Raw genomic sequence first — 14,379 nt, forward strand, 5'->3', positions numbered from 1 at the left:
AAATGAAAACAAGCAAAAGCAGAATATTGAAAATATTTCAAAAAGAAATCCTGCATATAATAAGGGGACGTATGCTGCCGCTTCTTGTAGTTGCGCCAATCCTTCAGATGCTTGTATTCGGGTATGTCGTTACGACGGAAATTAAACATATCTCCATAATGGTAGTGGATAGGAGTTTGAGCTCTTATTCAAGACTTCTGATTTCTAAGTTTTCCAATGTAGAATATTTTGACCTGAAATCCGTCTCAAAAGATAAAAATGATATACAAATGGCTTTAACTAAAGGTGATGTGAAATGTGTTTTAAGCATACCTGAAAATTTTGAGGAGAAAATAAAAAAAGGAGAAAAAACGAGTTTGCAGTTTATTACCGATGGAAGCAACTCCAATGTCGGCAGCGCAGCAATTAATTACGGTTCAATTATAATTTATAATTTTTCAAAAGAAATCTTTAGTGATAAAATGAGACAGTTCGGAAACATTATAGGTCATATCCCTGATATAACTATTGAAGAAAGAATATTGTTTAACCCGGAACTCAAAAGCACGGATACGATGATACCCGGGATTATCGGGCTTATACTTATAATAGTTACAATGGTTATCGCCTCTCTTTCTCTTGTTAAGGAAAAAGAATACGGGAACATAGAACAACTTATCGTTACCCCTATAAAACCTTACGAACTTCTTCTGGGAAAAATTATCCCGTATATAATAATCGGCCTTATAGATGTCGTGTTTATAACGGTTGCAGGAATCCTTATGTTTCATGTGCCTTTCAGGGGAAATATTCTGCTTTTGCTTCTTCTTTCTTTGCTTGCGATATTCGTAAATCTTGGTATCGGCACTTTCATATCGACTATTTCCGCGACTCAACAGCAGGCAATGATAAGCGCAATGTTCTTTATGCTTCCCAATATGCTCCTATCGGGGTTTATCTTCCCGATAAAAAATATGCCCCAGATTATACAATATATAACCTACATAATGCCGTTGAGATATTATATTGTAATATTAAGGGGTATATTCTTGAAAGGATTGACCTTTATGGAATTACTGCCCGAAGTAACGGCGCTTTTCATATATGGGCTTGTCGTCTCCGTACTTGCCCTCAAAAAATTCAAAAAAACGGTAGGTTAAACCAACTAGCTCTAATTCTTTTTAATTACCCCGTCCTTTAGGACGGGGGAAAGTCAATCAAAAATATTCTCTCGGGCTTTAGCCCAAAACAGTTTGTTTATGTTTCTGTTTGGCTGATTTCAGTTTTTGGGCAGAATACTATCTTTTCCGTCTAATCCTGTAAATCCTGTCCGAATTTATTTTAGTGTTTTTATTTCGCGTTTTTGTGGAAAAAACTCTCCTGCCTACGGCAGAGAAGCAAGATATTCTTCAAGTATCAGCGTAGCGGCATACTTATCTATGTTCCCTTTTTCTTTAGATGGATGTTTTCCGAGGTCTTTCAATATGTTTTCTACATCTACGGTGCTGTATCTCTCATCCCATAATTCAACATTGATATTGAATTTAAGTTGAATCGCTTTCGCGAATTCTCTTGCTTTTGTAGTGGTTTTGTCATCTTTCCCATCCGTTCTCAATGGAAGCCCGACAACTACCGTTTTGATATCATATTGTTGAAATACTTCTTCCAACCCTTCCCATAATTTCTTGCTTTCCAGAGTTTTCAACGGTTCAACCATTTTGAATCCCGGTATTGAAATCGCTAACCCTATCCTCTTTTCCCCGTAGTCAATTGCAAGAATTCGTTGTTCGGGCATAAAATAAATATTATGGATTTGGTTAGAAAATTAAAATATAGATATTCGGATAAAATTATTTTATCTTGCCTAATCGTTCTATATCTTTATTTGACCCGATTATTACAAGTCTGTCGAATTTTATCAACTCGGTTTTTGGGGATGGTGCAATTATAATATTCTCGCCTTCCCCGGTGGGCTCTAATTTTCCGTCTTTTCTTATTTGGATTTGTCCCTGTTTTCTTTTTATTGCTATAATCTGTACCCCATATTTTGTTCTTATTTCCAATTTTTCAATGTTGCGGCCCACAAAAGTATCCGGCACTTCCGTTTCTACTATCGAATAATCAGGCGCAAGTTTTATATGCTCAAAAATATCCGGTTCAATAAGCCATTCGGCTACCTTTTCGCCCATTTCCTGCTCGGCATAAATTACTCTTGTTGCGCCTACTTTTTCCAATACTTTTCCTTGTAATGGTGTAGTCGCTTTTGTAATAACAATTGGCACGCCTAATTCTTTTAAAGAAAGCGTAACCAGTATGCTTGAAGAAATATCGTCTCCCATTCCGACAATTGCTGCATCTACTGCGGCTACACCGCTTTCCTTAAGTGCTTCTATATCCGTTGCGTCCATTTCAAGCGCTTTTGTTACTAATTCTGCCGCCTGTTCTACTTTTTTACCGTCTTTATCTATGCCTATTACCTGCATTCCTTTTTTGATTAAAGCATTTGCTACTGCCATTCCAAAATTTCCTAATCCAATAACTGCATATTGTCCCATAATTCCTCCGTCCCTTTATCCTACCAAAACTTCATCTTTTGGATATTTTATTATTTCTCTTTCCGGTAATGGTAAAAATAGTGTTCCTACAATAATTGGCCCCACTCTGCCAATTAACATAGTTATAATAAGAACTATTTTACCTATATCAGTAAAATCATAAGCAAGACTGCAATAGGGATTAATTTTTGACCCCATTGACAAACCTACCGTGCCAAATGCAGATACGTCTTCAAAAACAAGAGCAACAAACGACTGCCCTTTCTCGGAAAGGGTAAGTATCATTATACCTGTAATCACGACCAGTATCGCCGTAAACGTAACGGCATAAACTTTTTCAATATTCACGTGCCCCATCTTTCTGTTGAAACAAACTATATCACGTTTTTTCTTCATAAACGCTACCAAACAAAGCCATATAGTTGCGGCGCTTGTCGTTTTTATACCTCCACCGGTTCCCCCGGGAGATGCTCCGATAAACATTAAAATTATAGTGAGCAAAAGGGTTGCGGATTGGTAATTTCCTACGTTAACTACCTGAAACCCTGCTGTCCTTGGAGTAACGGACTGGAAAAAGGATGCCAGAATCTTCGTCTTTACGGGAAATGCCCCTAAAGTTCCTGACCATTCAAATGCAAGAACCCCGATTATTCCTATACCTAGCAATATTAGAGTTGTAATTATAACGAGTTTTGCATTTAGATCAAGCCTTTTCTTGTGAAGTATATTCTCCCTTATGTCTTTCCATACAACGAAACCTAATCCCCCGGATATAATAAGAAACCCTATTGTTAAAACGATTACCGGCGAGTCTACGAAACTACATAAATTATCTGAAAATAACGAAAACCCTGCATTGCAAAATGCGCTTACCGAATGGAATATACCTTTAAAAATAGCTCCGGGAATTCCTTTTACTGCAAAATAAGTACTTAATATAACGGCTCCTATTAACTCGAAAGTTACCGTAATTTTAATGAGTTTTACCATAAATTTTTGTATCTCACCCGAAGAATATCCTATGGATTCTTCCGTTAAAGTGGTTTGTCGAACGGAAAACCGTCTTCTAAGTAGGAAAAACAATAATGCCGCTATGCTCATATATCCTATACCGCCTATTTGTATTAACAAAAGCATAACTATTTGCCCAAAAGTGGTAAAATCGTTGGGAGTATCTTTAATATTAAGCCCGGTTACACACACGGAAGAAACCGCGGTAAATAAACCATCTACAAAACTACATTCTTTTCCCTGGGGAGAGGAAATTGGTAATGTAAATAATATGCCGCCTACCAGTCCCAAAGTTAAAAAACCAATGAAAATAATTTTAGAAGGAGTAAACCATTTAACCATATATATTATTAACTTGGTATGCTAGCATAATAAAGAAACAAGTCAAGAAATAGTGTGTGTATAACGCAATTAGATTGTTTTGTGAGTGTAACTTAAGCTTCCCTGCCTACCGTCAGGCAGGCAGCTTGAGTCTCTGTAGCTTTAACTTAAGCTTCTATGTGTGGACCCTTATTTCTTCCTGAATATTCCCGTTTTTACGTTTCTGAATCTTGCCGGTGTAGTTCCATGCCCAACAAACATTGTTTGTCCCGGTTCGCCTTTCCCGCAATTTGTTACACCGTGTATTTGCCAGTAATCGGCATTACAGATTGCATCACAATTTCCCCAGAATTCGGGTGTATATCCTGTATAAGTAGCATCTTTTATTGCCCCACACAATTTTCCGTTCTTTATCTTTTGTGCATATTCTGTTCCAAACTGGAAGTTTTCCCGCATATCGTCTATACTCCAGGATTTGTTGGATTGTAAAAACAAACCGTCTTTTGTATCTGCAATAAGGTCTTCAAGTTTCCAGCTGCCGGGTTCCATATTTACGTTTGTCATTCTTATTATGGGAATGCGGTCCCAACCGTCTGCTCTCATGGCGCCTGAACTATTTCTCCCAATTATAGAAGCCGATTCACGTGAAGATAAATATCCTACGAATATACCATTTCTTATTATAGGAGTAACTTGAGCAGGCACGCCTTCATCGTCCCATCCCGCCGTTCCTAACCCGTCTTTTGTCATAGCATTTGCCGTTATGTTTACGATTTCAGACCCGTATTTGAATTTATCCAACTTCTCTGTAGTAACAAAAGAAGTTCCCGCATAAGAAGCTTCCGTTCCAAAAACTCTGTCAAGCTCAACCGCATGCCCGATAGATTCGTGAACCTGCAGCACAAGCTGTTCGCTGTCTAATATTATCGTATTGCTTCCCGAGGGGCAGGGTTCCGCAGTTAACAATTCACAAGCTTCTTTCTGGACGCGGGGTGCATTTTCAACTAATTTTAAGTCACGTACAAACTCGTACCCGGATGTTCCATAATTTCCATAGGAACGGTTTTGCATTTCCCCGTCTTTTATGGCTATGGCATTAATCCCTCCACCGGAAACTAAAACCGTCTGCTCTATAAATGAACCTTCGGTTGAAGCAAATATCTTGTAAATACGTCGAAAAGTAAGATGCGAGGAAGATATTTTAACGTTTTCCTTTCGTAAAATCTTATCCGCTTCCAGTAATAATGAAATTTTCTCTTCGAAAGATAACTTAAACGGGTCTTCTTTGTAAGGAGTGGTGTATTCACCGGTAACGGGCTTAACTCCGGACAATTTTACCCCGGTAACGTTTTTTGCAAGAGACGAGGCTTTTGCTATGTCAATGGCTTGTTTCATAATATTGTCTATACCGGCGTTATCCATTTTGAAACTGCTTGCAAATCCCCAGCTTCCGTTTAATAAAACACGAATTCCGAATCCCAAATCTTCCGAACTACTTATGGCTTCAACTTGCCCGTTCTTTACCATCATACGTTCGGAATTTTCTAATATAACCCTAACATCCCCGTATTCAATATTTTTCGGGAATTTTGACACTACGGATTTAGCAAAATTTTTCATAATCAAACCTCCTATGTGCTTAAAAACTCAACCACAGAGAACACAGAGATGTCTATTTACCTCTGGCATCTGTGACCTCTTTGTTTTTTCCCTCCCTGCCTGCCGAAGGCAGGTGTGTCCCCTCTGCTTTCTATCTCCATTCTGTTTTTTTAATTCTAAAACGTTAATCTATTATTTGTTAACCTGCGAAAACCTGCGTCCTAAAAAATTTTATTCACCTCTGCGTTCTCTGCGCCTCTGCGGTGCAAATTTTTGTTATCTGTTTACAAATCAATCAACTTTTTAAAGCCCAAATAACCCGCTAAAACCAAGAAATGCAAGTGACATCAGCGAAGCCGTTATGAAAGCAATTGGTGCGCCTCTTAAAGAAGGTGGAATGTCTGCGGTGTCTATTCGTTCTCTTACGCTCGAAAGCATAATCATCGCCAGCATAAACCCTAGCGAAACGCCTAATGTGAAAACTATACTCTGTATGAAATTATAATTATAATCGATTATTAAAAAAGCTGCGCCAAGAATTATACAATTTGTTGCCATTAATGGGAGGTATATTCCCAATGATTTATATAACGCAGGTCTATTTTTCTTCAAAAATAAATCCACAAACTGCACAAGTGTGCCGATAACAAGCACGAAAACCATCGTTCTCAAGTATACCAGTCCCATTGGAAGCAGTAAAAAATTATAAATAATCCATGTAACGGACGAAGATAAAAGCATTACAAATATGACCGCAACTGACATTCCTAGAGCAGGACCAATACGATTAGATACTCCAAGCCATGGACATAACCCGAGGAAACGCATTAAAACAATGTTGTTTACAAGAAAAGCAGATATAAAAATTAAAAATAATGATTGCATAATTTACTTTTTCTCCTTATTAGAAAGCCAGTTTCTCATTCCCATTAAAAAAGCTATTACAAGAAATCCACCGGGAGGAAGTATCATAAATGCTATCGGTGATGCCGCAAACGCTTTACCTAAAACCACTTTCCCGCATATCGTCCCGTTTCCCAATATTTCTCTTATTGCGCCCATTAAAAATATGACGATTGTAAACCCGATTCCGATTCCAAATCCGTCAAATAAAGAAGCAATGGGGTTGTTTTTGGAGGCAAAAGATTCCGCCCGTCCAAACACTATACAATTTATTGCAATTAACGGCAAGAAAATGCCGAGTTGAGAATGAATAACAGGCATAAATGCTTGCAAAACATAATCCGTAATCGTAACAAAAGTTGATATAATAACGATAAATACCGGAATCCTTATCGCATCCGGGATAACGTTTCTTATTAGTGATATTAAAACATTAGAACATACCATAACAAAAGTGAAAGCAATTCCCATCCCGAGCGCGTTTAAAACATTCGTGGATACGGCAATAACGGAACATAATCCCAGCATTAATACAAGAACGGGATTGTTTATCGTTACTCCATTACTAAAATGTTTCCAGGCATTTATTCTTCTTGCAATCATCATTTGTTTATAAGCTCTTATTTACAGCAGAGCTTTGCTGGGTTTCTCTGTTCCCCGATAACTTATAAAGAATCCTGACGGCTTGTTTCAATAACTTTTGCTTCGGTAATTTGTTTTGTTTCCAGTAAATATTTATATGTATTTATGTTTTCTCTTATACTGTTTATCATAACGCGAACTGACATAGCAGTTGATGGGGCAACCTCAATCGTGCCGCCATCTTTTTTGAGCAAAATATCCGTTTCTTTTTTATTTATGAATTGGCTGAGCCACGAGTCATTGGATTTTGTTCCCGTTCCGAGGCCGTCTACTGTATTTGTCCCTTTTATTAGTGTATCAGTTCCTAACGCAACATAAGTCTCAACGGTTCTCCCGAATTTATATTGGGAAATCTTAAACACTATTCCGGTCATTTGATTATCATTGGCGTATATTCCCCAAACGGTATCAGAAATAAGCGATTTTAGCGAAACGTTTTTTGTGATTCCTGAAGTTTCAGAGAGGGTATAAAAACCCGGTTTGTTAGTCGGAAAAAAGCTTTTAGCCCCGGGAAACATTGCCTCTAATAAATTGAATTCCAATCTTCCTGCTTTATCTTTTTCTATTTTTGTATTTGTTATCTGGTAAATTCCCGCAAGCGAAAAAGCAGAGACAAGACAGACAATAGTGAGGGATAAAATCATCTTCAACTTCATTATAGCGAATATTATGTATTTTTAAAAAATTGTCAAGGTTAAATTAAAGTCTGATTTTTATCTTGAATCTTTGGTTGAATCAGCATCAGGAGATGCTTCCCACATAATAACTTTTATAATCTATTGTCTCTGACCTTGAATTGGTGGGCTGTTAATTTGTATATTTAATATTTGAATTTTGATATTTGATTTTGCTATTCTATCTCATTCTCTTCCTTTTTTTGTTTTCTCCGTAGTTATTCGCGACTATTCGTGCCTGCCTGCCGAATATTATTTTTGCAGATTCTATATTTCATATTATTCACAGCTTACTGTATAAGGCATGGTTCATTCGCGGATAATTCTTTTTTTCTGTTAGTTTTACAAATAGCTGCTATTTTTGTGTTTTTGGGTGCGCTGTTTTTAGTGCCTTAGTGTTTTTGTGGCAGGTCTTTTCTCTGTGTCCTCTGTTCTGTTATCTGTGCGCTCTATGATTTTAATCTGTTTTTCGTGTTCTTTTATATTTTCGTACCTTTCGTGGTAATCTTTTCTCTGTGGTCTCTGTGGTTGAATTTGAATTATCTGTTTAGTGGGTTTTAGTGCTTTTGTGGCAGATTATTGGATTTTGAGCTTAGGATTTTATTTGATTTTTGAATTTTAATATTTGATTTTGCTGTTCTACCTCATTCTTATCAGCTTATATGTCAGCTTCCCGTCTGTCTTTAACCTGCAGAAATATTCACCGCTTCCTAATGTCTTATTCCTTGCATCTTTTCCATTCCAATATATGGTGTAAGGCCCGGGTTTCTGTTTTTCGTTTACAAGAATTTTAACTATCTGTCCTGCTGAATTATAAACTGTGATATTCACATAAGGGGCTGCTGAACTACTTGGTACGGTATAATTGATTTTTGCGGTTCTATTACTTGGGTTAATGCTTTCAAGTTTCAACGAGAGCGGAAAATCCTTCTCAAGTCTTGCGGATGCAGATACCGGGTTGTACCAGACGGTATTGCCCGAATTATCCATAGCTCCTAATTTATACCAGTAAGTAAGTCCCGGTGTTATGGTAGAATCGGGATATACATAACTATTAGGTCCTGCTCCTTTTGCGGGTATTTCTGAAATTTGGGTATAATTATCTTCTTTGTTTTCGGACCGTTGCAGTAACCATTTTAAGTTGTCTTTCTCTGTCTCGGTAAACCAGTTTAACTGTATGTAACCTACTTCCGGATTGGCTGTCATACCTGTAAATTCAACCGAGAAAGGACTCCCGCAAATATCCCTTAATGTTACAGTGTAATCGGCAAAAGTAGGAGTGTAAGAAGTAGTTATGCTTGTTCCTAAATCTCCAACGGAAGAGCTAATCGAAGGTGTCGTATAGGAAGGAGTAGAAAGATTGTCTGTGGTAGTTACGTTATCGCAATCTGGCATATCGCCGTCGGTTTGTGCTTTTAAGAAAAGCACATCATAACCGGAATTACCAAATTGGGCATAACCACCTACTACGTATGTGTTGTCAACATCCTGGATGACAGAACGCGCCATGTCGGGATTAGCCAGAGTCCCGGCACCACTACAGGCATTAATGGCTTTTGGAGCTGCCCATGTTTCACTTCCATCGGTGTTCAATTTTACTAAGAAAACATCATTATCAGTTCCCCCTTCATCACTATTACCCGCTACTACATAACAACCGCTTGAAGCCTGGATAATAGATACAGGCTCATTGTCGGCAGCGCAGGAAAGGTTTTTTATCCAGCTTATACTTCCATCCGAAGCTAATAATTTTACGACTACTATAGAAGCGCCGGTCTTTCCCTTAGCACTACCGGAAGAACTTGCATACCCTGCAACTACATAATAATCAGTTGCACTCTCCCTAACTGCTATAATGGAGTATCCTACATTGGTAACGGCAGAGTTTAGATGTACGCTTTTTTGCCATGAGACCGTTGCCCCATCACTTGACACTCTCATAACAAAAAGGTCGGATCCGGCTGTAGTTCCGTTGGCGCCAGTTATTCCATAATAACCGGCTGCATCTTCTGCAACGGCGTACCCTATATCGTAATGAGTGGCATCTGAAAGCTCATAGCTTTTTGCCCAGCTTACGGTTAAATCCTGGTTCAATTTCATAAGAAGAACGTCAGTATTGCTTACAGCTTGAACATAAGCTCCCGTTGCTATATAATAACTGCCGTCTACAATAATTGAACGTATTCCTACGGCACCTGAAGCAGATACACTACCATAACGATATGCGCCGACTACGGTTGCATCGTCTTCTAATTTTATGATAAGGTTCCGAGTATAACCACTGAGTGTTACTTTTCCTCCTAATATATAATAATCAGTGCCTGATTCTGAACTCTTGCAAACCGTATATCCTGTGGCTGTAGCATCGCTTGACATATACTTGGAAAAAGTAAGAGAAGCGTTGTCAGCCCATTTCATAAGTCCAAGACGACTATTGAGTCTTCCTATCCCAAGATACCCTGACCCCAAACTTATAAGTTGGTATAGTTCGTCGGTTTGTGCGGCATCGATTGCTCCGGTATAATAACCGAATTCCCCGCTCATTTGGTCACCAACACCCTCGATGGAGAAATCCGCATCACTTGTATCTCCGTAAGCGCTGGTGCAGGTAGGTCCATCAGTACGAAGTACTCTTACCCTTCCGGTAGTTGTCGTTACCTCCGGGACCGGTGACCAGTTATAAGAACCGGTCTCAGAAGTACTGGCAATTATTGAAGTCCAGCTTGTTCCGCTGTTTGTGGAATAATCTACACTCACATTTCCGCCCTGTCCTGTGGCATCCCATGTTATAGTGTAAGGTCCGCTGGCGGCTACCGATTCCCCGCCATTCGGAGCCGTAATGTCTATTTTTCCTAATACCTTTCCTGTGCATACACCGGATGAGTTTGACCCACAGGTGTTTGATGCATATATCTGGTAAGTATAAGACCCTCCCGTGGATATATTATCAACATAAGTCCCTGTGTTAGCAACTGCAGACCCTACATTTACACCATTACGGTAAATAATAAATCTGTCTTCATTGCTTGAAGCATCAGTCCAAGTTACCGTTACTTTGGTACATTCGTCGCTGCTCGCCGCAGCTCCCGTCGGAGCAGTTGCACTAACTGATGCTGTTCCCGTGCATACGCCGGATGAATTTGACCCGCAAGTGTTTGATGCATATACATAATAAGTATAAGGTCCGGCAGTAGTCAGAGAAGCGTCAACATAATTTGTTGCGTTGGCCGCCGCAGAACCTATATTTGAACCACTACGATAAATAACGAATCGAACTTCATCGCTTGAATTATCTGTCCACGTTACTGTTATTTGGTTGCAAGCTCCGGTTGCTGTCCCGATAGTGGGAGCAATTGCGTTAATTTGTGCCGTTCCCGTGCATACGCCGGATGAATTTGACCCGCACGCATTTGATGCCCATACCCTGTAAGTATAAGGTCCCGCAGTGGTAAACGGCGGATTGTCAAGATACATTGTTGCCCCGGCAACCGTATTTGCTAAGTTTACATTATTTCTATAAATAAAAAATCTGGTTTCATCGCTTGAATTGTCTGTCCATGTTACCGTCAACCCGGCACCACAACCTCCCGTCGCCGTCCCGATAGCCGGAGCCGTGGGAGTAAATGATGCCGTTCCCTGGGCTGTCCCGGATGAGTTTGACCCGCAGGTGTTTGATGCGTATACCCTGTAAGTATATGGTCCCGCGGTAGTTACGTTATCAACATAACTTGTTGCGTTGGCAGCTATTGTAGACACTAAAGCTGTTCCATTCCTGTAAATAACATATCCTGTTTCGTTTGAGACGTCTGACCAGCTTATGGTTATTGTGCCGCAATCACCGTCTGGTGCGGACATAGTTGGGGCGCTTGCGCTGACTGCCGCCGTTCCCGTGCATATCCCGGATGAGTTTGACCCACACCCGTTTGATGCCCATACCCTGTAAGTATAAGCGCCTGCAACAGTTAAAGCATTATCCGTATAAATTTGTGCTCCGGAAGCAGCAGACCCTACGTTTGAGCCATTTCTGAAAATAACAAATCCTGTTTCATTGCTCGAGGCATCTGTCCACGTTACCGTTACGCTGTTACAACCCCCGGTCGCCCCGGCCCCTGTCGGAGAATTTGGAAAAGTTGTCGGAGTTCCCGTGCATACGCCGGATGAGTTTGACCCGCAGGTGTTTGATGCCCATACTACATAAGTATAAGACCCTGAAGTTGCTGCATTATCAACATAAGTTCCCGTGTTTGCAACTGCAGTCCCTAAAAGTGCTCCATTCCTGTAAATGGTGAATCCTGTTTCATTTGTTGACGCATCAGTCCACGTTACGGTTACATTGTTACAACCTCCGGTTGCCGCAGCCCCTGTCGGAGCAGTAGGCTTAATTGATGCAGTTCCCGTGCATACGCCGGATGAATTTGACCCGCAGGTGTTTGATGCATATACCCTGTAAGTGTATGGTCCCGCAGTAGTAAACGGTGGGTTATCAACATAATTTGTTGCGTTGGCAGCCGTAGACGCTAAAAGTGCTCCATTCCTGTAAATTACGAATCCTGCTTCATTACTGGAACCATCTGTCCATGTCACTGTTAATCCGGCATCACAAGCTCCGGTTGCCGTCCCTATAGTCGGGGCAGTCGGAGTAACCGATGCCGTTCCCGTGCATACGCCGGATACGTTTGACCCGCAGCTATTTGATGCATATACTACATAAGTATAAGGTCCTGCAGTAGTTAAAGAAGTATTGGCATAACTTGTTGCATTGGCAGCTACAGACCCTATATTCGCAGCATTCCTGTAAATAATGAATGCGGTTTCATTGCTTGAGGCATCGGTCCAGCTTACCGTTATCTGGTTACAAGCTCCGGTTGCCGTAGCTCCACTCGGGGCAGTTGGTGTAACCGATGCCGTTCCCGTGCATACGCCGGATGAATTTGACCCGCAGGTGTTTGATGCCCATACTACATAAGTATAAGGTCCTGCAGTAGTTAAAGAAGTATTGACATATTGTGTTGTGCCGGCAGCTAGTGTAGCTAAAGCTGCGCCATTTTTATAAACGATAAATCCCGTTTCGTTGTTTGAAGCGTCTGTCCAGCTTACCGTTACCTGGCTGCAAGCCCCGGTTGCCGTGGGACTGGTCGGAGATGCAGGCTTGATTGATGCTGTTCCCGTGCATACTCCGGATGCATTTGACCCGCTTGTATTTGATGCCCATACTTTATAAGTGTAAGGTCCAATAGTCGTAAACGGAGGATTGTCAGTATAACTTGTTACATTGGCTGCCGCAGACCCTATATTTGTGGCATTTCTGTAAACAACGAACCTGTCTTCGTTGGCTGAATTATCGGTCCACGTTACCGTTAATCCGGCATCACAAGCCCCGGTTGCCGTTCCTATGGTCGGGGCATCCGGTCCCGTACCACTAATTTCTATCTTGAAAGCGGCCATTTGCACGTCTCTTGAGCCGGCTCCGGGAGCAGTAGTTGTCATATTTCCTGAAGAAGTTTTATACATATGTCTATTGGTAGTCGCCGTGGTCTGGTAAACCCAACCCGGTTGGCTTGCAGCGGGCCAAACAGTTTTACCCCAATCGTTATCAATCATAACGGCTAGATTATTTGTTCCGTCGTAAGAAAATGAAGTGCCTAATGTTATAGTATTCCATCCTACTGCAAGTGGTAAACTCCCACTATATACTGAATTTAATCCGGTCGTTACCCAGTCACCGGTACCTGTAAAAGTTGTCTTACTTGTAGTTCCTAAATAGACTTTTAAAGTAGTAAAAGTAGTAAGAGTGCTGACATTATTATAGAAAAACACTTTAGAGATACTTCCTGCGGATCCTACTTCACTTTGGAGATAGATATATTCTACCATACCATATATAAAAGTAGAAGTTTGGAGCGCAATAACATGGTTCGCTTTACTAGCAGTGACACCTCCGACATAATCTACTACTACCCTTTCAGCAGCTCTAGTATTGGAGAATGTTCCTGCTAAGCTTAAACACAATATTAAAAACCTAAATCTTTTCATTATTTATCTTTTTTTTCTCGTCCTCAAAACCCTCATCATTCTATATATAAGACTAATAATATAATACTAATATCATATTTGTATCTATTTTAGCATCTTGTCAAGCGAAAAAGATGATTTTTCCCTTATTTTTTGTTTGGTCCCAGTTTTGTCATTCTGAACGAAGTGAAGAATCTCATAGAAATAGATCCTTCATTCCGCTATGCTCCATTCAGGATGACAAATAAAAACACTTTGTTATCTTACGCCGTTACCTGAACGAAGTGAAGGGGAAGAATCTCTCTGTTCCCCCTCCTTTGTCATTCTGAGCGTAGCGAAGAATCTCTCTGTGAAATATTCTTCACTCCGCTGCACTCCGTTCAGAACGACAGACTCAAATCTTTCCATTCAGGATTAACGGACTTTATCAAAGCAATCTTCTTTATTCGTAACCATCCTTTAATTTGCTTTTCTCTCTCAATTGCTATTCTTACATCGTTTGTTGATTCATAATATACAAGTTTAGTAATGTTATACCTTTTTGTGAAACCACGAATCAGTTTACTCTTATGTTCAGATACTCGTCGTTCAATGTCATTTGTTATACCAGTGTATAATGTTTTTGACTTGTTGGTCATTATATAAACATAATATTCTCTCATTTTTTAGAGATCCTTCACTTC

The 14,379-nt window shown here is 40.1% G+C and carries 10 protein-coding genes; 1 reads left to right on the forward strand and 9 read right to left on the reverse strand.

The window, feature by feature from the left end; translation table 11 throughout:
• The first annotated feature begins 2 nt into the window (after positions 1-2).
• A complete protein-coding gene (locus WC614_06225; protein MFA5032596.1) occupies positions 3-1,139 on the forward strand; it encodes an ABC transporter permease in 1,137 nt (378 codons plus the stop codon).
• A 224-nt stretch (positions 1,140-1,363) separates the two neighbouring features.
• On the opposite strand, the gene ruvX is transcribed toward WC614_06225, so the two are convergent.
• From ruvX to WC614_06270, 9 genes are all read right to left on the reverse strand, one after another.
• Positions 1,364-1,774, reverse strand: coding sequence for a Holliday junction resolvase RuvX (gene ruvX, locus WC614_06230; protein MFA5032597.1), 411 nt, complete (start codon positions 1,772-1,774; stop codon positions 1,364-1,366).
• 55 nt (positions 1,775-1,829) lie between these two features.
• Positions 1,830-2,534, reverse strand: coding sequence for a TrkA family potassium uptake protein (locus tag WC614_06235; GenBank protein MFA5032598.1), 705 nt, complete (start codon positions 2,532-2,534; stop codon positions 1,830-1,832).
• Between the two features lie 15 nt (positions 2,535-2,549).
• Positions 2,550-3,887 (reverse strand): TrkH family potassium uptake protein, encoded by a 1,338-nt coding sequence (locus WC614_06240; GenBank protein ID MFA5032599.1) that lies wholly within the window; start codon positions 3,885-3,887, stop codon positions 2,550-2,552.
• Between the two features lie 168 nt (positions 3,888-4,055).
• Entirely contained in the window at positions 4,056-5,486 is a 1,431-nt protein-coding gene (locus tag WC614_06245; protein ID MFA5032600.1) for a TldD/PmbA family protein, read from the reverse strand.
• A gap of 282 nt (positions 5,487-5,768) precedes the next feature.
• Positions 5,769-6,350 (reverse strand): RnfABCDGE type electron transport complex subunit A, encoded by a 582-nt coding sequence (locus tag WC614_06250; protein ID MFA5032601.1) that lies wholly within the window; start codon positions 6,348-6,350, stop codon positions 5,769-5,771.
• A 3-nt stretch (positions 6,351-6,353) separates the two neighbouring features.
• Entirely contained in the window at positions 6,354-6,974 is a 621-nt protein-coding gene (locus WC614_06255; protein ID MFA5032602.1) for an electron transport complex subunit E, read from the reverse strand.
• A 59-nt stretch (positions 6,975-7,033) separates the two neighbouring features.
• Entirely contained in the window at positions 7,034-7,666 is a 633-nt protein-coding gene (locus tag WC614_06260) for a hypothetical protein (protein ID MFA5032603.1), read from the reverse strand.
• A 657-nt stretch (positions 7,667-8,323) separates the two neighbouring features.
• A complete protein-coding gene (locus tag WC614_06265; protein ID MFA5032604.1) occupies positions 8,324-13,717 on the reverse strand; it encodes a FlgD immunoglobulin-like domain containing protein in 5,394 nt (1,797 codons plus the stop codon).
• 359 nt (positions 13,718-14,076) lie between these two features.
• On the reverse strand, positions 14,077-14,358 hold the full coding sequence (locus WC614_06270) for a GIY-YIG nuclease family protein (GenBank protein ID MFA5032605.1): 282 nt from the start codon (positions 14,356-14,358) through the stop codon (positions 14,077-14,079).
• Between the last annotated feature and the right edge of the window lie 21 nt (positions 14,359-14,379).

It is taken from the genome of bacterium, from assembly GCA_041649255.1.
In the GTDB taxonomy this organism is placed as follows: Bacteria; Hydrothermota; UBA3073; order JACQXS01; family JAQTXJ01; genus JAQTXJ01.